Source organism: Arsenicibacter rosenii, assembly GCF_001870735.1.
GTDB classification, from domain to species: Bacteria; Bacteroidota; Bacteroidia; order Cytophagales; family Spirosomataceae; genus Arsenicibacter; species Arsenicibacter rosenii.
This window is the reverse complement of record NZ_MORL01000001.1, coordinates 947688-972151: the sequence shown is the minus strand read 5'-3', so window position 1 is coordinate 972151 and position 24464 is coordinate 947688. Positions and strand designations below refer to the sequence as shown.

31 protein-coding genes are annotated in these 24464 nt (G+C 49.7%); 28 read left to right on the top strand and 3 right to left on the bottom strand.

From position 1 onward, the window contains the following. Nucleotides 1–14: 14 nt before the first annotated feature. The 11 genes from BLX24_RS03795 (at nucleotide 15) to BLX24_RS32030 (ending at nucleotide 8268) form a co-directional block, all read left to right on the top strand. Nucleotides 15–488 carry a hypothetical protein gene (locus BLX24_RS03795; protein ID WP_071501694.1) on the top strand — a complete coding sequence of 158 codons (474 nt, stop codon included), beginning with the start codon at nucleotides 15–17 and terminating at the stop codon, nucleotides 486–488. Between the two features lie 185 nt (nucleotides 489–673). Further along, a complete protein-coding gene (locus BLX24_RS03790; protein WP_071501693.1) occupies nucleotides 674–1519 on the top strand; it encodes a hypothetical protein in 846 nt (281 codons plus the stop codon). After that, nucleotides 1516–2436 carry a hypothetical protein gene (locus BLX24_RS03785; protein ID WP_071501692.1) on the top strand — a complete coding sequence of 307 codons (921 nt, stop codon included), beginning with the start codon at nucleotides 1516–1518 and terminating at the stop codon, nucleotides 2434–2436. Before BLX24_RS03790 ends, BLX24_RS03785 begins: the two co-directional genes overlap by 4 nt. Before the next feature lie 4 nt (nucleotides 2437–2440). After that, nucleotides 2441–3652 (top strand): phage head spike fiber domain-containing protein, encoded by a 1212-nt coding sequence (locus tag BLX24_RS03780; RefSeq protein WP_071501691.1) that lies wholly within the window; start codon nucleotides 2441–2443, stop codon nucleotides 3650–3652. Between the two features lie 6 nt (nucleotides 3653–3658). Then, nucleotides 3659–4105 carry a hypothetical protein gene (locus BLX24_RS03775; protein WP_071501690.1) on the top strand — a complete coding sequence of 149 codons (447 nt, stop codon included), beginning with the start codon at nucleotides 3659–3661 and terminating at the stop codon, nucleotides 4103–4105. Between the two features lie 2 nt (nucleotides 4106–4107). Further along, a complete protein-coding gene (locus BLX24_RS03770) occupies nucleotides 4108–4470 on the top strand; it encodes a DUF1353 domain-containing protein (RefSeq protein WP_071501689.1) in 363 nt (120 codons plus the stop codon). Nucleotides 4471–4523: 53 nt separating this feature from the next. Beyond that, nucleotides 4524–5381, top strand: coding sequence for a S49 family peptidase (locus tag BLX24_RS03765; protein WP_071501688.1), 858 nt, complete (start codon nucleotides 4524–4526; stop codon nucleotides 5379–5381). Nucleotides 5382–5384: 3 nt separating this feature from the next. Next, on the top strand, nucleotides 5385–5879 hold the full coding sequence (locus BLX24_RS03760; RefSeq protein WP_071501687.1) for a hypothetical protein: 495 nt from the start codon (nucleotides 5385–5387) through the stop codon (nucleotides 5877–5879). A 91-nt stretch (nucleotides 5880–5970) separates the two neighbouring features. Next, the gene (locus BLX24_RS03755; RefSeq protein WP_071501686.1) at nucleotides 5971–6969 is read left to right on the top strand and encodes a hypothetical protein; all 999 of its coding nucleotides are present in this window, start codon (nucleotides 5971–5973) and stop codon (nucleotides 6967–6969) included. 83 nt (nucleotides 6970–7052) lie between these two features. Beyond that, nucleotides 7053–7748 carry a hypothetical protein gene (locus BLX24_RS03750; RefSeq protein WP_071501685.1) on the top strand — a complete coding sequence of 232 codons (696 nt, stop codon included), beginning with the start codon at nucleotides 7053–7055 and terminating at the stop codon, nucleotides 7746–7748. Nucleotides 7749–7917: 169 nt separating this feature from the next. Further along, nucleotides 7918–8268, top strand: a complete 351-nt coding sequence (locus tag BLX24_RS32030) for a hypothetical protein (RefSeq protein WP_143092555.1) — start codon at nucleotides 7918–7920, stop codon at nucleotides 8266–8268. A gap of 259 nt (nucleotides 8269–8527) precedes the next feature. Here the strand turns inward: BLX24_RS32030 and BLX24_RS32565 are convergent, their stop codons facing one another. After that, entirely contained in the window at nucleotides 8528–8692 is a 165-nt protein-coding gene (locus BLX24_RS32565) for a hypothetical protein (RefSeq protein WP_177225767.1), read from the bottom strand. Nucleotides 8693–8714: 22 nt separating this feature from the next. Between BLX24_RS32565 and BLX24_RS03740 the strand changes: the two genes are divergently transcribed. From BLX24_RS03740 to BLX24_RS03730, 3 genes are all read left to right on the top strand, one after another. After that, nucleotides 8715–9350 (top strand): hypothetical protein, encoded by a 636-nt coding sequence (locus tag BLX24_RS03740; RefSeq protein WP_071501683.1) that lies wholly within the window; start codon nucleotides 8715–8717, stop codon nucleotides 9348–9350. 128 nt (nucleotides 9351–9478) lie between these two features. After that, nucleotides 9479–10099, top strand: coding sequence for a ParB N-terminal domain-containing protein (locus tag BLX24_RS03735; protein ID WP_071501682.1), 621 nt, complete (start codon nucleotides 9479–9481; stop codon nucleotides 10097–10099). Further along, complete coding sequence (locus BLX24_RS03730) at nucleotides 10078–10824, top strand: GREB1-related protein (protein ID WP_071501681.1); 747 nt, start codon at nucleotides 10078–10080, stop codon at nucleotides 10822–10824. The genes BLX24_RS03735 and BLX24_RS03730 overlap by 22 nt, the downstream gene beginning before the upstream one ends. 94 nt (nucleotides 10825–10918) lie before the next feature. On the opposite strand, the gene BLX24_RS03725 is transcribed toward BLX24_RS03730, so the two are convergent. Beyond that, entirely contained in the window at nucleotides 10919–11296 is a 378-nt protein-coding gene (locus BLX24_RS03725) for a hypothetical protein (RefSeq protein WP_071501680.1), read from the bottom strand. 139 nt (nucleotides 11297–11435) lie between these two features. Here BLX24_RS03725 and BLX24_RS03720 point away from each other — a divergent pair, with 139 nt between their 5' ends. The 14 genes from BLX24_RS03720 to BLX24_RS03655 all read left to right on the top strand — a co-directional run bounded on the left by BLX24_RS03720 (nucleotide 11436) and on the right by BLX24_RS03655 (nucleotide 22121). Further along, entirely contained in the window at nucleotides 11436–12116 is a 681-nt protein-coding gene (locus tag BLX24_RS03720; RefSeq protein WP_071501679.1) for a hypothetical protein, read from the top strand. Between the two features lie 44 nt (nucleotides 12117–12160). After that, a complete protein-coding gene (locus BLX24_RS03715) occupies nucleotides 12161–12946 on the top strand; it encodes an N-6 DNA methylase (RefSeq protein ID WP_071501678.1) in 786 nt (261 codons plus the stop codon). A gap of 122 nt (nucleotides 12947–13068) precedes the next feature. Further along, nucleotides 13069–13281 carry a hypothetical protein gene (locus tag BLX24_RS03710; protein ID WP_229201688.1) on the top strand — a complete coding sequence of 71 codons (213 nt, stop codon included), beginning with the start codon at nucleotides 13069–13071 and terminating at the stop codon, nucleotides 13279–13281. 47 nt (nucleotides 13282–13328) lie between these two features. Continuing rightward, nucleotides 13329–13943 (top strand): AAA family ATPase, encoded by a 615-nt coding sequence (locus tag BLX24_RS03705; RefSeq protein WP_229201687.1) that lies wholly within the window; start codon nucleotides 13329–13331, stop codon nucleotides 13941–13943. Between the two features lie 63 nt (nucleotides 13944–14006). Beyond that, on the top strand, nucleotides 14007–14573 hold the full coding sequence (locus tag BLX24_RS03700; RefSeq protein WP_143092554.1) for a hypothetical protein: 567 nt from the start codon (nucleotides 14007–14009) through the stop codon (nucleotides 14571–14573). Beyond that, on the top strand, nucleotides 14566–16155 hold the full coding sequence (locus tag BLX24_RS03695) for a terminase large subunit domain-containing protein (RefSeq protein ID WP_071501676.1): 1590 nt from the start codon (nucleotides 14566–14568) through the stop codon (nucleotides 16153–16155). The genes BLX24_RS03700 and BLX24_RS03695 overlap by 8 nt, the downstream gene beginning before the upstream one ends. Nucleotides 16156–16430: 275 nt before the next feature. Continuing rightward, the gene (locus BLX24_RS03690) at nucleotides 16431–16715 is read left to right on the top strand and encodes a hypothetical protein (protein WP_071501675.1); all 285 of its coding nucleotides are present in this window, start codon (nucleotides 16431–16433) and stop codon (nucleotides 16713–16715) included. A 2-nt stretch (nucleotides 16716–16717) separates the two neighbouring features. Further along, a complete protein-coding gene (locus BLX24_RS03685) occupies nucleotides 16718–18037 on the top strand; it encodes a hypothetical protein (protein ID WP_071501674.1) in 1320 nt (439 codons plus the stop codon). Next, the gene (locus BLX24_RS03680; protein ID WP_071501673.1) at nucleotides 18027–19028 is read left to right on the top strand and encodes a DUF6712 family protein; all 1002 of its coding nucleotides are present in this window, start codon (nucleotides 18027–18029) and stop codon (nucleotides 19026–19028) included. Before BLX24_RS03685 ends, BLX24_RS03680 begins: the two co-directional genes overlap by 11 nt. 2 nt (nucleotides 19029–19030) lie before the next feature. Next, nucleotides 19031–19801 (top strand): hypothetical protein, encoded by a 771-nt coding sequence (locus BLX24_RS03675; RefSeq protein WP_143092553.1) that lies wholly within the window; start codon nucleotides 19031–19033, stop codon nucleotides 19799–19801. After that, nucleotides 19717–20286, top strand: coding sequence for a hypothetical protein (locus tag BLX24_RS03670; protein ID WP_229201686.1), 570 nt, complete (start codon nucleotides 19717–19719; stop codon nucleotides 20284–20286). The genes BLX24_RS03675 and BLX24_RS03670 overlap by 85 nt, the downstream gene beginning before the upstream one ends. Nucleotides 20287–20313: 27 nt before the next feature. Beyond that, on the top strand, nucleotides 20314–20598 hold the full coding sequence (locus BLX24_RS03665; protein ID WP_071501671.1) for a hypothetical protein: 285 nt from the start codon (nucleotides 20314–20316) through the stop codon (nucleotides 20596–20598). A gap of 288 nt (nucleotides 20599–20886) precedes the next feature. Further along, nucleotides 20887–21306: a hypothetical protein gene (locus tag BLX24_RS03660; protein WP_143092552.1), complete on the top strand. Its 420-nt coding sequence runs from the start codon at nucleotides 20887–20889 to the stop codon at nucleotides 21304–21306. Continuing rightward, nucleotides 21303–22121: a hypothetical protein gene (locus BLX24_RS03655; RefSeq protein WP_071501669.1), complete on the top strand. Its 819-nt coding sequence runs from the start codon at nucleotides 21303–21305 to the stop codon at nucleotides 22119–22121. Before BLX24_RS03660 ends, BLX24_RS03655 begins: the two co-directional genes overlap by 4 nt. A gap of 20 nt (nucleotides 22122–22141) precedes the next feature. Here BLX24_RS03655 and BLX24_RS03650 read toward each other — a convergent pair whose 3' ends face one another. Next, complete coding sequence (locus BLX24_RS03650; RefSeq protein WP_071501668.1) at nucleotides 22142–24436, bottom strand: nSTAND3 domain-containing NTPase; 2295 nt, start codon at nucleotides 24434–24436, stop codon at nucleotides 22142–22144. Between the last annotated feature and the right edge of the window lie 28 nt (nucleotides 24437–24464).

Below are 24464 nucleotides of genomic sequence, written 5' to 3'. Positions count from 1 at the left end.
CCCTTCCCATTCACATGAAGCTTACGATTTTAGTGAAACCGTATGTCCGCCGGTGGCTGTTGCATGACTTTGGTCCGGAGCCGATCCGTGTGCGGGCTAATTCTGATCTGGGTGCCAAACTGCTGCTTGGTTTCGGCCGTGGCGAACGTATCCCGCTCGACGTGCTGGAGGTGACCGATCAGGAGCTGCCTGACCATAAAGGCATGGTTGAAATCAGTTTTCAGCTGGGGGAAAAGTTCCAGCGGTCGGCGCTGTCGGCCGAGACCCGGCTGATGTTATCGAATGCCCTGCTGGCCGAGTTCCGGACGGCGCTGCATTATTACTGCATCGGCCGGCGCACCCTGTTCAACTCCGAGCTGTCGGCCGTTAAAATCTTTCTGAAACAATACCGGATTCCGGAGGACGAACTAACCGAAGAGTCGGCCATCAAGATGGCCCAGCGGGAACGCCGGGAGCGTTCGGATTTCCGGACAAGAGTAGCAGCCTGATTTTTTTTGTCCAGCAGTGACGGGAAGCCGTCCAGTTTTCCGGGGAAGTTGTCCCGCATTCTGGACGGTTTCCCCCTTTTGCTGGACAGCATACCCCGAATGCCCTCATGGTGAGCGCTTTTTGCCACTGTGCGGGCATTTTTTATGTCCTGTTCCGGCCTATATATATACTGTAGGTTCGGGTTATGGAACAGGAACTTGGAGCATGGGACGGCGAACATAATGCCGGCGGAATCCGCCGCCTGAAGCTGATTCCGACAACCGATATCATTTCGTTGTTCGATCCGGAGCTGCATCCGGATGTGTTGCCTTATCCCTTCATTGCTATTACGAATCTGGAGCTGGCCGATAATGCCACGATACTGGATTTAACCTTTCAACGTGATACGGCCGTGTATAGCTGGGTAGTCGATGAAACGCCTAACGGCGAGATATACACAGTATCGGTTACGCTGGAGATCCCACGGCTGCAGCAGACGCTTCTGGGGTGGTTTTCCCTGAACAGGGCCCGGCGCTGGGTGGTGCTGGCCGAAGACCTGAACGGGACCTGCTACCTGATCGGTGATCCGGATAACGGCGCCATGCTGACCGGTTCAGCGACAACGGGCGTGAGAGCCGGCCGTAATGTGCAGCGTCTGGAGTTGCAGGTTAAACAGAAGCATACGCCCTGGCTACTCGAAAATTTAAATCACTTGATTATGCTGATTAACAAATCTGTTCCGCTCATCAGGATAACCGCCTTCCGGAAAGAGCGGTATGATGAAGAATTTGCTTTTAAGGATACGGCCGGCAATCCTCAGGACATAAGTGCGCACACCTTCTATCTGGATGTGTTCGACCGCTTCAATTACATCAAGCTCCAGCTGCAGGAGGGCAGCGGACTGCTCAAGCAGAACAGCAACGTTTTACAGGCGGCGATTACTACGGCCCAGATGAGCAGTCTGCTGCCGGGAGCCTATCGTATGGAGCTCTATAGTTTGCGCGAAGGAGAACGGGATGATTTTCTACACATAGCTTTTACCGTTTTATGATCAATATAATCCTGAACAAAGGAGTGAAGGGGGATCGCGGCTTTCAGGGCTGGTCTCCTTTGTGCACGCCGGTTGAGCACAATCAGCAGGTTGTACTCCAATTGTATGATTTTTTCGGGGGGGAAGGTGAGAAGCCGGAGATCACCGACGAAGGAAACGCCTTGTATCTTGGTGAAGAAGGGCTGGTATCTGACATTAATCTGGCAACAGATATTCGTGGCTTTCAGGGCCAGAAAGGTTGGTCGGCTGTATTTTCAGGGATCTTATCAGGGGTAAAGGTCGTCAGACAGTTATTGGACTGGATCGGAGGGGAAGGTCCTAAACCACCGATCCTGGGGCCAGGCAATGTCCCTTATTACGAATCGCCAACCGGTCTGACAACAAATATCAATAACGCCACGGATTACCGTGGTCCGCAAGGGTATCAGGGTTGGGCAGCTGTTCACGGAAGTGTACCTAACGGGCAGAATATCGTGCTTCAGTTGCTGGACTGGACCGGTGGCGAAGGAACAAAGCCGGCAGTTACCAGCGGTGGCAATCCGCTTTATGTTTGTTCGACAGGCTACACGACAAACATTAATGCGGCCACCAACTTTAATCCAACGAAAAAGTCGATTGCCGCCGGCAGTGTCAGTACCGCCTACACCGCTGATATGAGTCAGGCCGATGATCTGGTGATCAGCATGACGCTTAATTCTGACGTTACGCTCACTATTCTCAATCCGTCGCTGGGTAGAACGCTGACCATCTATGCGCTTCAGGGCGGGGCGGGGAATTTTAGATTCAATTATCCTGCGATGGTGAAATTTCCTGGTGGTGCCACTGTCGATATGAATACGGCAGTTGGCGGGCTTACCGTCATCACGATGGAAGCCAACAGCACGACGTCACTGGTAGGCTATTACGCTAAACACTAAGCACATGCGGAAAACGATGTTAGGGCTGGTCAGCCAGTTTACACCTGTCCGGTGCTGGAATTTTGCCTCCGGTTTATTTCCCGCAGACTTGACATTTTCCCGGCCAACGCTGGCATGGCGGTTCAATAACTCAGGTATTCTCGAAGCGGTGGCCAATCATATGCCCCGTATTGACTATGACCCGATAACCCTGGAATGTGTCGGGTATCTGCACGAAGAGCGACGGACAAATCAACTACTGTATTCGAAAGACTTCAGTAATGCTGTCTGGGGGAAGTTTAATTGTACACCCGAAATATCCGGTATAACCAATCTGGATAATACAGCAAGCGTGTGGAAAATTACCAATACAGGATCCGGTAATATATGGGCACGGGTCAGAGCCGGTCTTAGCGGAACAGTAACCGTCGGCAATAACTACACGGCATCGGCCGTGTTCTGGGCCGGTAATACCAATTACGCCGCCATTGTACATTCAGACGGGGTGAATAATACAGCTGTTTTTGCCCTGACAGGGAATGGCTCAGTAGTGTCCACAACAACAGGGGTTTCGGCTTCTATTAAGCATTTAGGCGCAGGCCGGTATCGCTGTGAAGCCTACTATGCCATAACGTCTGCCAGTTATACCGTCAACTATGGTCCTGCCAGCTCCGGCAGCACTAATTCAAATCCGGGCGATTATATCTTTGCCAGCTTCCCGCAAGGTGAGCAGGGCAAATGGTCAACCTCCATAATACCCACAACCAGCGCAGTGGCGACCCGCGACTATGATACTTGCAGCATAGTGACAGGCAACTGGTTCAACCGCAAGGGCGGAACATTCTTTGCCGAGTCACGGCGGCTAAACCGGATCGGATCAGGACGGCTTCTGACATTTGACAATGTAGTGAATGACGTGATTTTAGGCTACACTGAAAATAATAACATGGTGAACGGGCTTGGCCCTGCTACCTATGGCAGTCAGATTGGAACAGCTACGGACACTCTTAACTGGACGAGAATGATTTCGGCAACTTCAGTTAGTGATTGCTGGGGCTCTGTTGCCGGCGGACTCGCCGGTAGTCTGGGAGGTATCTCAGGCACAAAGTACCCTGATGCAACGATGCTACGAATTGCCCCTGCACAGGGCAGTAATTTTCCGAACGGACACACCAAGAAAATAGAATTTTGGCCACACGCTCTGGCCAAAACCTACGCCAGAGCACTAACATCCTGATGCACTATGATTATCCAGGAAACAGCAGAAAACATCCGCCATAACTGGCACAACCTGAGTCAGGCCCAGATTGATGATCTGGAGGCCAGAGGGGTCATTGAAAACATAGTTGATGCCACGTTTACGTCCCGCGTGATCGGCAACAACTATTCCGGCAGTTCACATACCCGGCGTGTCTATGTCTGCGGGGAACATAAGGTAGAAAACATTGTCGGAGAAGTACAACCGTTCAGAGCCATTGAGAACCTGGACCCAAACAACATGCATGCGGTGGCCGGTTACCTGGTGCAGCATGAGCCGGGTATTCAGGCCGCACTGATCGAACAGAATGGCGGCAACTTTCCGCAGATTCTTGATCCGGTGATTCCGGAGCCGCCAGCTCCTGTCTTACCTGAAGAATCAGAAGAGTCGGTTGAACCGACTGATCCTGAAGAAACCGTAATTTCTGAATAGCCATGCCGGTTCACGTTCTCCATGCCAGTGTTAAAAAAGTATATGGGAAAAAGCCGGACTGGTGGGCCTTCAACGAACCGGCGCTGGTGCCGTGTAATAGCAGGGGGGTAGTAATCCCTGCCGGGTACGAGACGGATTATGCGTCGCGCCCCTCGTGGGTGCCGGACTGGCTGATCCCTAAATCCGGTCTGAGTGCGATGCCCAGTGCCGCGCATGATTATTTGTGCGAAACCGGTATTGTTTCCCGAAAAGAGGCTGATCAGGTATTCAATCAGCTGCTCTGGGAAGCAGGAGTTCCGGTCTGGCAACGCCTGCTGATGTACTACTACGTCCGTGCTCTTGGCTGGGTGCGCTACGGGAAGTAATCAGTCCTGTTTTATCCGGCCTGCGCCGTTCATACTTGCTGAAAATTAGCAGTATGAACGGCGTTATTTTTTCGGGGCTCTATGCCGTCGACAGGCAACTGGAGAACAATTTAAAGGCTGCGATCCTGGGGGGCGGTATTTCTGCAAAGCTCGCCGGGCATCCGCTGATGGCATCGGCCGAGCAGCAGGCCGCCAGCGGTTTCACCTGGGAGGGTTACTATGCCAATGCCTTCAGCATCGGTAAAGCCAAAGATGTGGTGGTGATTCCGGTGCAGGGTACGATGTCGCGCGGCTGGACGTGGGACAACTACTTTTCCAACGAGTTCATGATGAGCATGCTGGCCCACATTGCCGAAGATGAGAGCAAAAAAGGGGTGATCATGCGCTACAATACCGGCGGTGGTTCGGTGGACTCGACTGATGAATTTGCGGCAGCGGTCCGTGCCTTCAACCAGGTAAAGCCATCTGTCGGCCTGATCAACTACTGCGCGTCAGCCGGCTTCTGGGTAGGCTCTCAGAATAAGGAGCTGGTTATGATGCCCAACAGCGTTTCACGGGTTGGGTCAATCGGTACAATTTATATCCACACCAATATTAAGAAGGCGCTTGATCAGCAGGGGTATGATGTACAGATTTTCCGCTCGACCGGAAGCAGTGACAAAGCGCGGATCAATCCCATTGAGGAGCTTGATCCGGAACTGGAGCAGGAAATTCAGCGTGATCTGGATTCGTCGAATAAGGCGTTTAAGTCTGAGGTCCGCCGTGGCCGTGGGGCTAAGATTACCAGCGATGAGATTTACACCGGAAAGATGTACGGTGTAGATGGAGCCATTCAGCTGGGACTGGCCGATGCAAAAGGCGATCTGCCGTATGCCTACAACCGGGTTCTTCAATTATCAAAACAAAAATAGGTTATGAACAAGCCAACGCAGTCGGGCAGTGTAATTGCCCGTCTTTTTCCGTCTTTATTCAAGGTTGCTTCAGAGCACGCAACCACGGAAGAATTCAACGCGGCCGAACAGGAAGCCGCCAGTCTGGAAACACGCCTTGCCGCCGAATTCCCGCAGGAAATACCCAAACCGGCGGCAACGGGCGGGGCAGTTGTACCGGCAGCCGTCACCACACCGGCGGCTCCGGATGCAGCTGCTGAGCTGGTTACCGAAAAAGCTGCCCGGCAGGCGGCCGAACAGCGTGCGACGGCCCTGGAGACTGAACTGAAGACGTTCGGAGCCAGCCAGGAAGCACGGACAGCCTGGAAAGCACAGGCTGATCTGGCCCTGCAGCAGGCCGATGCCATGCGCAGCGCATCGGTAACGCCGCCTAAGGCTGATGCCACCACAACCGGGCAGGCTCCGGAGCTGAAAAGCTACGAGAAAGCGCCCTGGAACCAGCATCAGGCAAAAAAATAGGACGTAACCCGTCCTTAGTGAAAAGCCCTGGAACGGAGAGGTTTGTACTGATTCGTTGTAGGGCTTTTTTCATCACTGCACCACAAGTAACATGGATTCACTCGATTTGAGTCTGTTGGCGACGACCGCGACCGACTATGCACGTGACAATCAGGATCACGTATTCAATCAATTGCTAAACCCGGGCTTCAGCGGCATTCCGGGCTCACCGATCCGGCCGCTGACCGACTACGTAACCCCGATCCCCGGCAAGGACGAGGTGGTACTGACCGAAATCGTGATTGGTTCGGTGTTGCAGCCAGACAAGCGCGAAGGCTTTACGCCGAAGAACAACGTGGTAAAAATCAAGCCGCGTAAAGCGAAGGTAAAGCCGTGTAAGATCAACCTGAAGTTCACCGAAAAGCAGCTTGTTACCCTGAACAAGAGCTATTACGGGATGATTAAAGGTCCTGAGTCAAAGCTGATCCTTGACCGCCTGCCGGTGTTTGAGGCCTACATTAACAAGCGGATAATTGATACGGCCCGCGCTGAATTGCGGAATATTTCGCTGTACAACGGTGTGGAGAACATCAACAACCCGTCGCCTGAGGGTGTATTTGACGGTATCCGTATCAAGATTGACGAAGCATTGGCGGACGGCGAAATTCCGGTGGCCAACATTGCAACGATCAATGCCATTACGGAAGCTAATGCGGTAGCCGAGTTTAAGAAAATCGCCAAAAAGGTACCGGCCAAGTACAAGTTTTCGGACAGGCTGATCATGGTGCTTTCACCGGAGCATCTGGAGATGTACGAAGCCAATTATCAGTCAACGCGCGGGGCACTGATCTACAACAATGCCTACAATAAACGGACGCTGGAAGGGACAATGATTGAGTTCTTTGTCGAGCCGGGTATGACCGGAGCCGACTCGCCGTTCATTACCACCCTGGGTAATATCTGCTGGCTGTACGACGACGATCTGACAACGATGTCGCTGACGTTTGATTACAACAAACGTTCGGAAGATCTGGCCTATATCCTGAAGTTCCAGGCGGCGACGGATTTCGCGCTGGCCGAAGAAATCTGGATGGGCGAAATTGATGACTAACCGGTTGCCCTGCTGACCGGCAGGGCAATCATAGCTTTCTGCTATATCTGCACAAGTTTTCTATACCATAATTCTTACAGACAATGAAGTTTTCAATTGACAAAATGGGGGAGTTTGCGCTGGCACTCCTGGTATTTTTGATTGGTATCGTACTGCCCAATGAGGTGCTGGGTCATGCGGATTTTTTTGGTTCGGTAGATGCTCCCGTTGTGACGGGGTTAGCGCTGGTGAACTTTGCGAGTATCGATGCGCAGTCGTATCAGGAAGCCAATCCGGGCGGTATCCGCCGGGTACTGATCATGTTGTCCCGCAAGTTTGCCAATCCGTGGCCAACGCTGGCGGGTATCGATGCGGACAATGAAGTCACGGTTGCGCCGGTGCTGAAGAATGCCCAGGACAAGTGGGCGGAGTACCTGTTTCCGGACGGTACGGCGTCCCTGGATTCGGACGGCGGCGGTGATCCCGGCTACCAGAGCTTCAAGCACGTGGCTGAACTGGCCCTTGCCGGTCTTTCGAAAGATGTACGGGCGGAGATCAAGAAGCACAAAAATGCCGGTTGCGTGATTGTGATGGAAATGAAGGATGGCCAGTTTCTGGTTGCCGGTTCTTCGGATGATCCGATCTTCCTGAAATCGTCGTTTAAAGGCGGCAAGAAAGGCAATGACAAGCGTGGCTTCACGCTGAAAGGCGATGTGGATGGCATGATGTGGGATCTGGCTGTTCTGCCGGCGGCTCTGGTCGAAGACCTGGCCATTGATCCGGTTCCGGAACCGGCCTAACCGCTGATGACGCTGAAGCGCTATGACGTGGCGGGCATTCCTGACGGGGGTGTCAGCCATATCATTCCGGGCAAAGGAAAGTTTGATGTTATCCCGTCGCAACTGACCGATGAACGGATTGATCAACTAATTGAAGCAGGTATTACCAAATACTTTACGCGTAAAAAAAATGGCAACAAGAAATCAAAGGCCGGTTCCGGAAGCGGAGCAAACGCCGGCAGTTCAGCAATCCGCACAGATTCCCGCCGGCGAACCGGCCATGCAACAGACACAGGAACCGGATCAGCCGGAACCGATACCGCCAGTGACGACCGACGCCCCGACGCCGGTCATACAGCAGGCTCCGGAGCAGGTTCAGACAGCTCCGGAACCGGATCAGCCGGAACCGGTACTGTCAGCGGCTGATGTGTTGAAACAACGCGCAAAAAAAAGACTGACGGCACGCCGGTTGCTAAGTCTGATCGATGGGGTAAAGAATCAGGAGCTTATGGCAGAAAAGGAGGAGCGGATTATTGAGTAAATCGCTCAGTTGGGTTAATACCTGAAAGGTTGCTTACGTTGTAGGCAACCTTTTTTGTTATATTTGAGCGCTCACACATGATTATCACAACCCTACCGGCCGGAGATATTCCGGCTGGCAATGGGTTGTGAGTACCCAACAGGTAGGGTTGCCTATGTGTGAGCAGTGACCAGCCGGCTTTTTTATGTCTCCTACGCCTCCTTCTACCTTCCCGCCATTTGCGGCCTATCTGGCTACAGCCGGTTACGACATCAAGCTGTTACAGGATGTTACCGACTACTACATTGCCCTGCTCAGGGAGCATGTGTTTCAGGAGATTGATGATATGAATGAGCCGCTTGTCTACGTGGAAGCACGCGATTACCTGAATGGAATGAATGACCTGCGCATAATGCTGGAGGTGAATCGTCCAGTGAACAGGCAATTGCCGGTAGTAGCTTCGTGGTATGAACGAGCAGGAACGACAGGAACAGATAATCCGGCAAAAAGCAAAGATCAGGAGCCTGGAACGCCAGAGCGCAAAGCCCTCAGAGCTGGAGCAGGCGCGGGCGTTTCTGACGGCGCTGACCACCCGCAAGGCAGAGCCGGATGCACCGGTACAAAACGTAGTCCCCGAAAAAAAGCAGGCACAGCTACCTCTGGAGCAGCTTCCAAAGCAGGTGCAGGAGCACATTGAGCAGCTTACAGGCGCCAGAAACCAGATTCATGCCGAAAAGGCAAAGCTTTGCAATAGCCTGCATACCTATCCCGATTCGGTCAACTGTAAGCAGGTTGTCAAGGAAATATTGGCTTACCGGCAGAAATGGAAACTGCTTCAGGACGATATCCGCTTAACGATGCAGCTGGGAGTAATTCCGGTCGTCGGACCTGAAAAAGCGGAACCGGGTACGGATATCACCAAACTGACTGCGGATCCGGAAAAATTGCGTTACAAAATTCAGTGTCTTCAGTCTAACATCCGAAAGGCTGAAAAACGCAGGGCTCAGGCGAAAGAGGAATTAACCAAACGACGTAATGAGCTGGCCATTGCCAAATGGACTGCGGAAATTAGTCAGCTGAAGACCAGATTAGCTACTCTCTGAATCTGGTTCTGCGTGTTTTACAAGTTCTAGTAAGTAGTAAAAGGCTGGCTGTATTAGTCAGCCTTTTTTGTCCTGTGACGATTCCTGATGGGCGAATAGGTTTGCTGCTGTGAGCAAATCTGTTAATCATGAATGAATTATTCCGGACCGAGCAACGCCGGCTTGGCGATCTGGTCCCGCATGCAAAAAATCCCCGTAAGATTTCGGCTGCCAATCAGCGTGAGCTGGAGCAGCGTCTGGGCAAATATGGCCTGATCGGTATTGCGGTCGTTGATGCCGACAACACAATTATTTCCGGTAAGCAGCGCTGTGAGCGGCTGGTGCAGATGGGTTTTGCCGATAAGGTGGTTGACGTGCGCGTCGCCGTCCGGAAGCTGACCGACGATGAGCTGAAAGAGGTAATGCTGATCGAGAACAACCACTGGGGCGAATGGGATGCCCATTTGCTGAAAGAGGAGTTTTCGGGCTTTTTGAACGACTTTGATTTCGGAATCGACTTCGCCAAAATGGATGCCGACGTGGCGGAGCTGACGGCTCCTGCACCGGTAGCTGAAATGCCGATAGTGCCGAAGTTTTCGGAGAAGTACAGCGCCTTTATTATTGTCTGTACGAATGAGATCGACGAGAACAATGTGGCGGAGCTGCTGCGTGTCGACAGGGGGCAGTGTTATAAGTCATCTAAGGTGGGTAGTACGCATGTGGTAACGGCTAAACAGTTTCAGGAGCTATGGAAGTCTGCAAAATTGTAATTCCTTCGCACAAGCGCCATACGCGCGTAACGACGACCTCGGTGGTGGATGGCTGTATTATCTGTGTGGCGGAAAGCCAGGAGAAGGCGTACCGGATGTGTAACCCGATAGATGAGATTGCGACGCATCCGGATAGTGTGGTCGGACTAGCCCGTAAACGGGACTGGATCATTAACCATTTTGGTTCGGTGTTCATGCTGGATGACGATATTGACAGCTTCCGGCGGTTATACACCGAAAAGGGTGAGTCGGCCGACGTGGATGCAAAAGACGCTTATGAGATTATTCAGGTGACGGCTGATGCAGCCCGGCAGGCAGGGGCTTATCTGTTTGGCTTCAGCTCCAGTCCGGCACCGGTGTCGTATAACAGCCTGAATCCGGTTCAGCTCAGTGGCTATGTGACCGGCTGTGCGCATGGCGTGTTGAAGGGCTCCAGACTCTGGTACTCGCCGGAGATTCGCTGTAATGAAGATTACTGGATTAGTTGCCTGAATGCCTATGAACACCGCCTGATCTGGAAGGATACGCGGTTTTACTTCGATCAGCGGGATACGTTCGTAAACGCCGGGGGCTTAGCTGAGTTTAGGAACTTTGGCGCTGAAGAGCAGGATTTTAACTACTTGCAGAAAATATTTGGATCAGATGTTGTTACTTTGAAGAAGGCTGGCGGGAAAAGCCAGTTGAAGCATCCGTTCCAGAAGACTATAAGTTTGCCTTTTAGTTAATATGCTACGAGGCTGCTTAGAAAAACCATCTTACTTTAAATTGTCTTTTATGAGACAATTTAAAGTAAGATGGTTTTTCTAAGCAGCCTCATATTTATAATAGAGCAGCAAGCTTTATTAATTCTTCCGCCATTGAATTAAGTCTTGACTTAATTTCACTGTACTCTTCTGAATTTATTGCAGAAAAAATAAAATCTCTTGTGGGATCACTTGCCAAGCCAAGTTCTTGTACTAAAAGCTCTTTAGTCGCAGCAGAAGAATATTTGTCATAGTATTCACCTTTCAATGCATTTCCAATGGCTCTGGAATCTGAAGCATGCCAAACGTAGCCTTCGGCGGTTGTTTGTTTGATCCAATTGTCTTCATAACGCTTTAAAAGAACTAGAAGTGCACCTATCTTAGCCTGAGCGGCAGAGCGAATAATATCTCTACGCAAAGATTTGACAGGATCAGGAGTGGGGTTTTGATTCATGTTTTAATTGAATTAATTAGCGTGAAAGTTATATTTTTAAATAGAGATAGCAAATGTAAAAAAAATAAGATTTGAAAGTTGTAAATCCGTTTTCTTGGGAGAAATTACTGGGGATGTTCAATTAATCATTCTCAGATAAATGAAAGAAAATCAGACTACTACCGCTCGGCTCCGTAATCAGGAACGCTTCGTTCAGAACACGGGTAAGAGTGAAGCCGAGTATCAGGCCTGGGCCACGGAAGTTGGCCGGCGTATGCACATTAACAACCTCGATAAGCTGGTATGTGCGAAGCTCAATATCTACACCGTGTCGCATCTGGCTTACCTGCCAACACCAACCCCTATTGATCTGCCCGCCGATGAGTACGATAAGTATTTGGCAGATCGCACCGAAAACCCACTGGAACTGGCTCAGCTCTGGCTTAAAACCAAACCGGATGCCCAAAGCTGGGTAAGTGTACAGTCCATTCTGGCCGATAACCTGCGGCCTTTCCCCAAAAGCGATTTTGAACTACATGGCGATCCGAACTGGTTGCCCGACGTCGCCAAATCGTGGTTCAGAAAAGACGGCCTGAATCTGGATGTGCAGATCGAAGAAATATCAGCCATGAGTGGTCGGCAGATTACGCTTCAGGATGCCATTGATTTTGTACGGGCCCACAAACCAGGCATGTACAAAAATCCGGCTCAGCTTCAGCTGGAGTATATTGAAGAACGCTTCAAAAACATTACGACTTTCCGCATAAAAGACTACTACGCGGAGCACCTGCTCAAGAGCTGTTATTACGTGGTACCAACCTTCGACGAAGTTCCTTTCTAACTACCAGAGCCGCCCGACCGGGCGGCTTTTTTCATTTTACAGACATGGCAAAGACAACCGACGTGCCGCACGAGCTGCGGGCGCTCAATAAGATATTTTCGGAAAAGGATTACAGCTGGGATTACGCGGACTCGTTCCGCGACTGGATTGATTTTCTGGTCGAGTCATTTATGCCCGTCCGGCAGGGAGAGTACGAGCGGTTAAAGAAAAAGCACAAGGACCTTGACTGGTTTGTCCGGATGACCAACGAATGGGTAATGGTGCAGCATCGGATGATTAACGACCGCGAACATGGCTGGTATGATTCCTTAGGAACCTTGTATGAGATTCTATCCAGCCGTGGTAAGCGGGACGCACTTGGGCAATTCTTTACGCCCGAGTGTGTCTGCGACTTCATGACCACCTTACAGCTCACCGACCCCAAGCCGGTCGGGAAAACGATCAATGATCCGGCCTGCGGTTCGGGGCGGCTCCTGCTCTCGTTCCATGCCCATGCTTCGGGTAATTTCCAGTACGGCGCCGATCTGGATGCCATCTGCGCAAAAATGACGGCCGTAAACATGTGCCTGCACGGTTGTGTCGGGCAGGCGGTTTGTATGGATTCGCTGAATCCCGACGACTGGCGGTTTGGGTATGAGATCAATAAATACCTGAATCGTGGCGGGTGGCTGAGCATTGTGCCCATTCAAAAAGAACAGTGCTATACATGGCGGTTGTGGCAGCAGGAAAAAGCCGAGTGGGAAAAGAAAAAGGCAGTAAATCCGGCCATACCGGCACCGGAACCACCGGCCGTGAAAATGTCGAAACACGGCCAGCTAAGCCTGTTTTAACTGCTTGAAAATTAGCGTTTTATCGGTGAATTTTTTCAGGAAAACGCTTTTTTTATCCGTTCTGTCGGGAGATTTTTATATGTAATCAGTCACAAACAAAACCCTGATTATAAGGATGTTCAATGGGAATTTACACGAGGAAACCCCGCAAGTTTGAGAACCCGAAAATGACGAAGAAGAAGTCATTTCTGAAACACGTAATGCGCGAAGCATGGCGCATTTTTAAGACCGGCCGCTGGCTGTTTTTTGGTGAAGCGCTCCGGGATGCGTGGATGCATATCAAAACGGGTGTCCGCAAAAAGCTGATTAATGTCGCTCAGGTAACCCTGTTCTAAATGGAAATGCCCGGCGCTGTCACGCCGGGCATTAATCTGAATACAGGATGTTCAATTCTATCATCAGACAAGGCAAAGAAACAATAAAAATGGGTAAATACGAACAAAAAACAGATAAAGGATATGACCTCTTTGAGGTATCCAGCGCCATGATTAAATGCATCCGTCGGGGGCAGGAAGATGAAGCCCTGTACTGGGCAGTCGAGCTCTATAATTCAGGTTTTGTCGAATATACCTGGAAGCGGCTCCGGATTCTGTGTAGTGAAGATGTTGGCCTGGCTGAACCCGGTTTGCCGGCCGAAATCTGGGCGTTATACGAAATGCACCGGGAGCAGGCTAAGAAGAAAGAAGATAAAAATGAGCCGCAAAGGCTGTTTCTGACCCACGCCATTCTGCGGCTCAGCCGCGCGCGCAAAAGCCGGATGATCGACTGGACGCTGATCTGGGCGTGGCTGACCCATAAATTCCGGTTTTTTCCGATACCAGACTACGCCCTCGATAAGCATAATGAACGTGGCCGCCGTCTGGGGCGGTCGTGGTACCATTTTTTCACCGAGGGAACGCTGCTGCACCCGCATTATGAGGTAGACCGGGAAAAGGAGATGCGGAGCCGGGCACAGGATGCCATCAGTAATCCGGCCGGAAACGGGTTGTTTGACTGATAACGTCCTGTTTTGAGCATGAAGCCTGCTGCAACTTGCAGCAGGCTTTTATGTAGAGAGACCATGCCAAAATCAAAAAAGAACGGGACGTCCATTCGCCGTATGAGCCGTCAGCTGGGCGTCAACACGGATAAATTGTCAGTTTACTTACAGTACCTAAATGATGAAGTTGCCTGGGAACCTGATCCGGAGCAACCCCGGAAGCCCTGCCTGACCGCTACCCAGCAGGATATGTTTCTGAAGTATTCGTTTGCCTGGGGCATGGTGTCCATTGGCCGCACGGACGAAATGGTACGCTCGTCGCTGGAGAAACAGTTCGGTATCAAGGAAGGCATGGCCCGCGTGATAATCGACGAATCCTACCACATTTACGGTAATGCCCGTGAAGTCCATAAAAAAGGCAAAACCCGCGCGGCTGTGCTTTATCTGGAGATGCTGAGCAACCTGGCCCGTGCCGATAAGGATTACAAAACCGCCAAGGAAGCGTGGGTAGAAGCCAAACGGCTGGAAGGCCTGTACCGAGAAGATGCGGCCGGTTTTGATCCGGAAGACTTCATGGTGAAACCAAATATTGTCTTCGTCAACAACGTCAATATTCTTAAGCAGCAGCAGCGTGACGACGATGAGTAAGCGGATGGCTCAGCGGGATGATACCAGATACATCTACGCCAATGACAAGCAAACCAAGTTTCTGCGCTCCCGGGCAAAGCGGAAAACGTTTATGGGCGGCCGTGGTTCGGGCAAAACCCGTACCTTGGCTATTGATACCTACGAAAACTTCTTTGAGCTGCCCAAAGGCAAAGTAGTATTAGCCGGTAACAGCTATGTTCAGCTTGATTCGGTTGTACTGCCCGGACTCAAGGCAGGTCTCAAGGCCTGCGGATTCGACGAGTATACCAAACATACGCCCTGGGGTGTGTATGTTGTCGGTATTCAGCCGCCGGATCACTGGGAGCGCCCGTGGGAACCGGTCGGCAAGCGGGCCATACCGTACACCATGAGTTTTATCAATGGCTTATCCTATCAGTTTGTGTCAGAAGATAACGCCCAGACGCACCGGGGGATTAACTCTGATGCTGTTCGGGCCGACGAATCGGCGCAGATCAAGGAAAGCTTTATTGGTGAAGTGCTCTTGCCGACCATGCGGGCCAACCGTTACCGGGCAATTTCGAAAAGCCGGAAATGGAAATCTTTCTACGATTTTACGTCGGCTCCCTGGACAGATCAGGGGAAGTGGATTCTCAAAACGGAAGAAGCGTATCTGAAAATGATGGCGCTCAGGGCAGAGATGGCCACAGCCGAAAAGGAAAAGATTCCGCCGACACACCTCTGGCTGGAGAGTACCTATCTGGATAACGCCGACGTTCTGCCCGATGACTATGCCGAAACGCTCAGGGATGTACTGACAGATTTACAGTTTGACGTCGAAGTGCTCAACAAGCGGATCGACAAATTACCCAACTGTTTTTACTTCGCCCTGTCAGAAAATATCCACTACTATACGCAGTGCTACGATTATCAGTGGGATGATAAACTGAAGCTGCACGTTTACCGCTCCAACGATTATCTGTCGGACAAGGATCTGGAAATAAGTCTGGACTTTAACGCCGATATCTGCTGGTGTGTGACCGGTCAGGAAGTCGGTAGTGAGTTCAGGGTGATCCGGTCAATGTTTGAAAAATCGACGCTGACCGATACGGACAAAAACCTGATCAAGGCACTGGCCGAAAAATGGTGTGAAACCTATGCTTCCCATGAGCGTAAAGTGGTGCACGTATGGGGTGATTTATCGGGCAAAAACCGCAGTGCCGGTAACGATCAGGAAAACCGGCCTTTCTTTGAGACCTACTGTAAAGTACTGGAGAGTAAGGGGTGGCGTATCGTACGCCGTTATCAGGAGCCAGGCAGTAGAAAGAACCCAGGTCATAAAGACAAGTACACACTCATCAGTCTGCTTATGGAGCAGAGCAACCCGCGGACACCACGAGTACGCTTCAACCGCCACTACAACAAAGAACTGCTGATCGCTATGAAGTCAACGCCGGTTAAGACCGACGGCAGCTTTAAGAAAGACAAGAGCAGTGAAAAGCAGGCCCGCAACCGTGAGTATGCAACCGATGGCACTGATGCACTGGATTATCTGCTCTGGGGAAAGTACAGAAATCTGATCGGCAACCGTGGTCCGCTTCAGAATCACATTGCCAGCATGTAAGTGGCATGGTCTGCAAAAAAATCAATCCGATTTTTTCGAAAGTGACAATGTTATATTCCGAAAAACTGAACCGGCAAGGGCCGCATCCGGTAAAGTGCGGGCCAGTTCGTGGCGGGAAAAACAGTGTTTTGCCCGCCGTTTTTCATTTAACCGCCTGAATCGCTGACAATTGCCGGAAAAAGCATTGAAAACCGCCCCCGTTTGGCCGCTAAACAAACCCGTCCTGTAGCCTTGACCGGTTAAAAACTAAGATTGTACCGGATTTCAGCACGCAAATGACAGGTAAAAAGAAGATCAATCTGGTCGGAGAAGGCGGAGTACTGGCCCTGGTTAACAAACCCGGCGCCGTCTTTTCGGTGAAGTTCCGGAAGACAGACGGAAACATTTCGGTAAAGGTAGGCTGTACCCGTCTGCCCACTACCAACGGACTGGGTGATCAGAAACAATCAAACCGCTCCGGACTGCTTCGCCTGTATCAACCTGCCATTGACCACACATTCGACGTGTACATTGACTGCCTGGTTGAGTTCAATGAAATGACCGTCGTTCACCCGTATTAATTATGTCAGGAGTTGTTCAGATAAGCAATAACATCTTTCTGCTCAGGGATGAGCCATCGAAACTGGGTGCATTTGTGGAAGTATATCCGGGGGCAGGCGATACCGGTTACGGCCCGCGCACGTCCCCGCTTCGCACCCCCGGTTTAACCGATCATATCCCCTGGGGCCTGAAAGATAACCAGCCGAATCTCATGCACCGGCTGGCGACCGACAACGACGTTAAGTGGGAGCTGATCAATACCCGCCGTGATTTTCTGGTTGGTCTGGGTCTCCGGTTCGGTACGGTCCGCAAGGAAGGCAAGCAGCGCATTTATGAAGAGCTGGCCACGACCCATGCGGATTATACCGCCATCAGCGACTTCACGGCGGCGCTCGACGAGTCGGGTTACTGGATCGATACGGCAGGGCAGGTCAGTTACGCCGGCCAGCATTTTACCCGGATCACGCTCGACCGTGACGGCAAGGTGCTGCCGTTTGACGTAAACGACTGTTTTGAAACCCGCTACCGGGCCTTACAGCCGAATGAGCGCAGGCCGACCGCTTTCCTGCTGAATGCCGGGTATGGAACCCGTCATTTCAGGGTGGATGATTCGGTGACGGTACCGGTCTATGATCCGGCGCGTCCGCTGGCGTTCCCATCGTCGATTTACCACGCTAAGCACCGCCTGCCCGGTCAGCCGTTTTACTCGTTTGCGGCCTGGTGGGGAACCCGTTCATGGACGGAAGTGGCCAACAAGATTCCGGCCTATCACATGTCGGGGCTGACCAACGGCTATAACATCAAGTATCTGATCAAGATACCGGATGATTATTTCGAAAAGGAAGGACTGGAGACGCAGGAAGAAAAGGATGCCTTCCGGGATGCGGTGCTCAAGCAGATGAAAAATAGTCTGGCCGGCGAGTCTGACCGGGCCGTGGTGACTTTCTACAAACAGGATTTAGTGGGCATGAAAGCCCTGCCAGGCGTGGAAATTATCCCGCTGAAAAACACCATGACCGACGATGCCTACGTGCAGCTGTACAACACGGCCAAAGCCGCTCAGGCCAGTGGCCATGGTATCTTGCCGGCACTGGCGGGCGTGGATACCGGTGGGCGGCTGGGTGGTTCCGGAAAGGAACTGGAAGTGGCGGCTAATTTCCAGCAGAAGTTCCGCACGTTTGCCGACCGTCAGTTACTGCTCCGGCCGCTCTGGATTGCCCGTCGCCTCAATGGCTGGGCGGCTGATATTCAGTTCTGGTTTGAGGATATCGAAGTCTATAACCCGGATGTAACGCCGACGGATGCCGGTGCCAATCCAAACAACACTGACAATGCTAATTAACACGCTGCCCGTTCTGAAAAGCCTGTTAGGCGGTATCCAGAAGAAAACGACCTGGGATACCTGGGCACCGTTCGTGCGTCAGGCGGAGCTGGATCATATTGTGCCTGCCATCGGGGAAGAGCTGTATGACCATCTGCTGACAAAGATCAATGCGGCGACAGATGTGGTTACGGCAACCCCGCTCGAGGAAACGCTGATTGAGCGCATCCGGATTGCTCTTTGCCACTTTGTGGAAATGGACAGTGAGCTGGCCATTATGCTCCAGAAAGGGGACTTAGGCGTTGCCGTTGCCAGTCCGCCCAACATGCAGGCTCCCGGCAAGTGGGCCATTGTTGCCCGGATCAAGGAAGCCCGCGATAAGGCGGACCGGTCATTGGAACGGGTGCTGCAATATCTTGAAAAACATGTCGGTAGTTTTCCGGTCTGGGTCAATTCCAATGCCTACACGGTAAGCCATTCGCTGTTTCTGGCAACGGCCACCGAGTATACGGAGTACTTCGGAGCGGTCCAGAACAGCCGCCGGTTATATGTGGCGCTAAGGCCCTACATTATCAAGGCGGAAAACGACCTGATCCGGCCGCTGATCGGGGAGAGCTTCTATACGTATCTGAAAGGCAAACTGCCTGACCGAACCTACAGCTGGACGGCTCAGGAGTCGGAAGCGCTTAAAATGATCCGGTCAGCTGTGGCCAATGATGCTTTCAGCCGCGCGGTGACCTTTATCAATATCAATGCCGATCTGCGCTACCTGTCCGAAACGGACGGGATTGTCAATGAGGATGTGCTGCCTGAAAACCGCCGTGCCGAGATAAAGGCTGAGTGTAACAGGGAGGCCCGCAACGAGACCATGAAGCTGAAAAAGTACCTCGATCATAAGGCTTCACCAACGGTTTTTCCTGCCTACTATCAGTCGGATGCCTATACGGTGTCCGAAAAGAAACCATACCGGCTACCGGCCAATAACGATCCACAACAACCATTCGTGCTATGATTATGAGCGCAAAAAACAACCACAAAGACCAGCCATTCCGCCGGATTCACAGTAATGGAGGGCAGGCTCCCAAACCGGAAGCCGATGAGTTTTCGAAAGTACTGTCTGATCTGGATCAGCAGGAAGAATCCCTGAGCTCCAAGCTGCAGGAGCTGACCCAGAAGCGCCAGCAGGCCAACGAAGCGATCCGTCAGGAAAAGCTGGAGAAGTTGAACGGTCTGCGTTCGGATGCCGTCGACTGGCGGGAAATGGCCGACAAGTTCCGGAGTGAGCCCGAGGTGGCCAGAGACTACCTGAATCTGGCCAAATCCGCTGAAGCCGAAGCGGCTGAGCTGGCGGCCGATCTGGGTATTGCAGAAAAAGCTCCTGAGGCAGCCGGTCAGACGGCCCGTAAACCGGCGCTCTCGACTACCCGGGCGATCTGGTACACCATAGGCATGTTTCTGCTGAGTGCGCTGGCGACGTATTACTTCGGTAGTAAGGTAGCCGCTGATCCCAACAATGCGATGGGACACAGCATGTTCCAGAATGCACCGGTACGGGCGCTGCTTTCCTTTACGCTGACGTTTCTGACGGTACTGGTCGGGGTGCTGTTTATCCGCTTATTCTTTCCACAACTATACCGCATATGGCACAACCGCGTCGAATCAGAACGTACGTTCGAGAGTGTATTATCCGAAGCGCCCGCGTGGGCGGTTTTGGGCTCTATCTTATTGCTTGTCTGGCTGTTCACCCAGCTTTTTGCCAGCTTCTATCAGGCCCTGTACGCCTAGACAGCATCCAGCAGAAACGGGCTTGCATCATCAGCACGGCCGAATCACAGACCTATGTCCGTGAAGCGACCAACAACAACGATCACAAACAGATCAATGTGTATTTCCGGGCAATCGGCTGGAAAAGTCCGGAAAAGCTTCCGGGCAGGGCAAAGCCCTACTGCGGGGCGTTTGTGGGCTGGGTGCTGATTCAGTGTGATCTGGTCAGCGGAGCGGTCAGAAAGATCAATATGGCGTCGGTGGCAAGCTGGAACACGCTCAAACCTTTTTTTCTGAAGGCTGGTCAAATGCCCTTACCGGGTGATATCGTCACCTACCGCACGTGGTCGCATGTAGAATTTAACAAGTACTGGCCGCTTGATCCGCGCATACGCATTTTCAGAGCGGTCGGCGGTAATACCGGCAGTCCCAATCAGGGGGTGCATACTGATCTGGTGCGGCCCAAAAACATTGTCCGGAATCAGATCCGGCTTTTCAAGGAGTAGTTTTTCACTTTTCACTACACATGTTTCATGAACAATCAACTCACGCTGACGGAGCGGCTCAAGCTGCCGACCAGCAAGTTCTTCAAACCGCTGGTCACCGGCGGCATCTGGGTGGCGGCCCTGGCTGCGGCATTGGTGGCTTTTCAGACACAGCTCGCTGCCGCCGGAATCCCTGTACCGGCGGTTGTGGAACTGATAGCCGAAGGGCTGACCATCCTGTCAGCGACGGTGGCCGGTATCGCTAAACTGACGGTAGACTTCGACCATACGGAGACAAAGCAGTACCTGAAACTGAGAGGGCTGGTACTATGACAACGCCACCAGTACCACCGCCGCCCCCACCGGACCGCCCGCAGCATACAGAAAGCCTGTCAGAGATGCTTGACCAGACCATACGGATAAAGGTCTGGGTAATACTGATCGTGGCGCTGGCTGTCCTGCTGGTAGTGTTGATCAACGGTCACCGCCGGTCAGTTGTACAGACACTGCCGTATGACTCGACGGCCTACTACAAAAACCTGCACCGGCAGGATTCCATCAATCAGGAACTGTTCTGGCGTCAGGCCGCAACGGATAAGCAACTTTTACTTCTTTTCGGATATGCAGATAGTCTTAAGCGTGATATTGATCAGCTGCACGGTGATGACCTGCAGCGGGAAATCGACCGGTACTATAATGAGCCTGGCCGACAGTATCCGGCCGTTACCCGGCCGTCCCATCGTACTAACCGAAGCCGGCGCGCGGCTGATCCTGAAACAGCGGATCGATCTGGAAACCTGCCGGCAAGCGCAGGCCTTGAAAGACTCAACTATCGCTTACCTGAATCATACGATCCGGCAGAAAGATGCCGAGTTCGGACGGATCAACCGTCAGCAGCAGGCTACCGGCAATTTGCAGCAGCAGGCCGAAGGGGATGGCCGGCAAACCCGGCAGCAATTGCGTATGTCACGGCTGGAGAACTGGAGCTGGCGGATCGGGGTAGTGGTTTTTGTTGCAGCTAAGTTTGGTTTATTCCGATGAAAAAGTTCTGGATCAGTGAGCGGGAATATCATGTGGCAGACAGCTGGCAGGAATGCACCCCTGAGCAGCTCAAGAACGGACTGTTGCTCCAGCTGTCTGCCAGTGTTGAGAAGCACGAACTCCGGAAGGCGCATTATACGGTAATGATGCTCCGGATTCTGTCAGATTGCCAGGTAAAGCAGCTTTCGCAGCTGAACGGCGAGCAGCTTTACCGGCTGAAAAAGCTGGTAAAGTGGGCGTTTGAAACGCCGGTTACCAGCCAGCCATTCGGGCATTTTACGCTCAACGGCAAAGACTACCTGCTGCCTGCCGAAGGCTTTGCCAATACGTCGGCCATTGAGCTGGCGATGGCCAACATCTACTACCTGCAATTTGCCAAAGGCCACAAGGAAGCGGCGCTGAAGCTGGTAGCCACGTTATGCCGCCCGCAGCGGACGGATATCAAAAGTTTTCGCCGGTCAGTGAAATGGAACGGCGATGCCCGTGAAGAATACAACTCAGTACTGGCCGACGAGCGGGCCGCTGAATTTTCAAAGCTTCATTTCGGGGTAGTTATTGCGGTAGTTCAATACTTTGAAAGCCTGAACCGCTCGTTTCTGGAGCGGTACGGGGAAGTATTCGGCGGTGATCCGGAAGAAAAAGCGCCACCCCTGTACAAGAACGGGGAGGGATGGCTGACATGTCTGGAGCAGGTGGCTGAGCTGGGGACACATGGACAGTTTCAGCAGGTATGTGCTGAAAACTGCCATACGATCTGGCTGTATTTGAAGCACAGGACCTTAAAGCGAAACAGTGCGAATCAAGTTAATGTGTAATAGAATATACGTTATTTTAGTTATTGATTAAGTAAACCATTAAACAAGTCTTCGATTTGTTTTTCTTCGTCAAGTTCTTGATACTCACTATGAGCATAAGTTTCATGAGATCTTTCTTCATCATAATACTCATTATATGAATCTCTTTTTTCGCTGAGTTTATAGTTTAATGTTGAAAACTCTTGCTCAAAATCAAAATCGAATTCTTTCGATAATATTATCATATTCTCTGCTAGTTCTTCAAGGGCATATGGTGTTGCTGATTTTAATTCTTCGTTGACTATAATGCGTAAATTTTCTTCAAAAGACCTTGAGCTTGTATATGTTTTATAAGTGTCAGGTAAAATATTTCTTAGTGAAATAAAATTGATAAAATTGTTGAGATTAATGAGATTTTTAAAAAAGCTATCAATTACCATTAGTCCATCAAACTCTAGAGAATAATGTTTTAACATCTCGAAAATTTTAATATATTTATCTTGTTCATTGAAATCATAAGTTTGTATATATATTATCTTGTTAAATTCGATTCTGACAAATTCTTCGACCTCTTTTTTGATTGATTGCAACTCAATTAATAATGTGTATAAGAAACTGTATTCATTTTCAATAGAAAAACTCCAGAATTCATTTTCGTCAAAAGGGGAATGTTGTACATTGAAATTTAAGTTTTTTAAATTATGATAATTGCTTTTTATTTTCTCGAATGCTTGCTTCGCTAATTCCGGAGAAAGTTTTATTTTGGAGTAATAATTTTCTGATTCCTCGTCTAAAGAAGTGAATATTGTAAAGAATTGTGCTTTAAATATTGCTCCATTAATTAGGTTTTTTATTAAATATTTTTTATCTCTAATGTAGTTTAATAGAAAGTCTTGAATAGATGGATTTTGATATTCGATAATTATAGACTTATCTTCATCTATTTGGGTTTTAATAAATGTATTCTCCAATTCTTTTATTGATTTATTGAACTTTAAAGGGTCGAAAAATAAATTCAATTCACTTTGATTGTTTTTTAAAAATGATGTCAATGCTTCCTCTAAATCTTCTAGTAGCAAAGGAGTTCCAAGTGTTAGTAAGACAAGCAAGGTGTATTTTGAGATAGGATCAAGAGCCTTTTGAAATGTATGCAACCAGACGCTTTCTGGGTTGTCAAAGTAAGATTTAATCTGATTGGAAAAATCAGTGCTGTTGCATAAAGTCCAAATTTTTTTATTAATTATTGCTTCAATTATCCGCGGGTTATAGTTTTTATGGTTTACTATTTTTGATAAATTATTATGTTTCATTAGGTCACTTAAATGACTTTTAGGTATTTCAGCAAAAAACATGTGATTGTATAGTATTTTTGCTTTGATTATACTTGTGTAAGATGTTAAATCAATTGTACACTTTGCTATATCAATATGGTTTAATGTAAATTCCTCGAATGAAAACATAGCTTGGTTTAAGATGTATTCCCGAGTAGTGAAAATGATTAATTTATTATTGCTGCTCCTGATTTTATTAATTAGTTTAATGATTTTTGCGTCTTCATTTTTATTGTTATCATATTGAAAGAAATTCTTTCCAAGGAAGTCATCAAATAGAAAAATTTGACTAGTATTAATATTGAAATATTGATAAGCTTCATCAATTGAGCTGTTTAAATAAATAAACTCATTATATTCTTGGGATAGAAAACGTAATGTTAGCATTCTAGCTAAGGTTGTTTTTCCAATTCCGGGGATCCCTGAAATAATTACATATTTGTACTTACTTAGTATACTTAGTGCTTTATGAAAGCTTCTATTTTGAACAAATAGTTTTACCTGATTACGTATTTCCTCGATTTCAAATTCTGATTGATTGTAAATTTTACTGTGTAAGGTTTTCTCAAGTACCCTTGTACTGGTAATCCATAACTTGAAATATTTTAATTCAATTTTCTTGTGTAAACTTAGAAGATTTTGTAAGTCATCATTTCCGATAATATCTTCTGTTGATTTTATGTGAGGGGAGAATAGTTTTAGGATATCTTCTTTGTTTTTAGGTGTTAATCCAACTGTTGTTGATATTATATATCTCTCTGGATTTAATTTTATTGGATTTTTGATTTCTTTTTTTAGGTTATTTATCAGTGAATTGTAGTCTTTGTATCTTTTGGCTTGAATAATTATTTTTTTATTTTTATCTGTGGCATATCTTAAGTCAATACCACCATCTGGGCCACTTGTAAAACTCTCAATGAATACATTCAGCTTGGCTTGTAAAAGATCTCTAGTGAAGTTTTCAAATTCATCAGCAGATAAAATTAGTAAGTCGTAATTATTCATTTGTCTAAAAGTGGGTAAAGAATGTTAA